The sequence below is a fragment of the Streptomyces sp. NPDC058576 genome, assembly GCF_042718715.1.
Taxonomy (GTDB): domain Bacteria; phylum Actinomycetota; class Actinomycetes; order Streptomycetales; family Streptomycetaceae; genus Streptomyces.
Genome location: NZ_JBHXPF010000023.1, coordinates 1 through 1,150, shown reverse-complemented (window position 1 = coordinate 1,150; position 1,150 = coordinate 1). Strand labels below are relative to the sequence as shown.

The following is a 1,150-nucleotide window of genomic DNA, read 5'->3' as shown; positions in this document are numbered from 1 at the left end:
CGGGGGGGGTGGTGTCACTCCCACCCCCCTCCCACCCCCCCGCCCCTCCTGTTGCGTCAGGCCGCCTCGAACGCCCGCCGGATCAGCGGCGCCGCCTTCTCCAAGTCGGCTGCCGAGACGACGCGGACCTCCAGGTCGCCGGTCCCGAGGTGTCCGATACCGCGCATGTCCCGGGTGAAGCCCTCTTCCAGCTCGACCGTGTCCGGGTCGAGTCTGAGGTACACCAGGATCGCCCCGTGCTTCGGACGGAAGATCACCGAGGCCACGTTCACCAACCGCCGGTAGGCGATGTAGTGCCGCAGCGACGCCACCTCCACCTCGCCCCATGCCGTGAGCGCCTCGTCCAGTTCCGCGTACAGGTCCCGCAGGCACTCCGGCACCGCTCCTCCACCCGCAGGCGGAGAGACCGCCGAAGCCGTCGGCACGCTGTCCGCCACGGGTGCCCGCTCCCTGCCCCGGCGAGACGAGGCAGCGCTCGGGAAGCCGGTCGCGGAGTCCACGAGCAGCAGCCCCAGCAGGCCACCGTCGAAGATCCGGTAGCGCACCAGGTCGATCCGCTCGGGCAACCTCTGCACCGCCACCCGGTCGTGGTGCGAGAAGCCAGCCGCGATGCAGATCATCCGCGGACGACGCCAGTCGACGGACTCAGCGGCCCCCGCCCCCAGCACCTTCCGCACAAGCGCCTCGAACTCGTGGTGCGCCGACTCCAGCCAGGAAAGGTAGGAGACCGCCTGGGACATCACCCCGCTGTCCGAGCCCTTCTTGAACTCGATCACCACCGGGCTGCCGTTCTCATCGAGCCCCAGGGTGTCGATCCGCCCCCGGTGCCAAGGGCCCGTCGGATACTCCGATGCCAGGAAACGGACGCCCAGCATCTGCTCCAGGCCGGCCTCGACCCGGCGCTGCAGCTCCACCTCCAGCGCCACCGTCGAGCCGGCCAGCTCGACATCCCGTCCGTCCGCGTCCTGCCGGAACATCATCAGCTCGGCCACCAGCGCCCCCTCCCGCGATCTCTGCAAGGAGGCCAATCGAAAGACCGTCCTGGTTATTCCGCCTGCGGTGGGCCGATCGCCGTGAGGGGAAACCGGGTCGGCGGGGGGGGCGGGGCGGGGGGGCCCCCCCCCCCCCCCCCGGGCCCCGCAAAACACCC

The 1,150-nt window shown here is 71.3% G+C and carries 1 protein-coding gene; it reads right to left on the bottom strand.

The window, feature by feature from the left end; genetic code table 11:
* Positions 1-56: 56 nt before the first annotated feature.
* Positions 57-992, bottom strand: coding sequence for a DUF5655 domain-containing protein (locus ACFWRV_RS17910; protein ID WP_384335672.1), 936 nt, complete (start codon positions 990-992; stop codon positions 57-59).
* Positions 993-1,150: the final 158 nt, after the last annotated feature.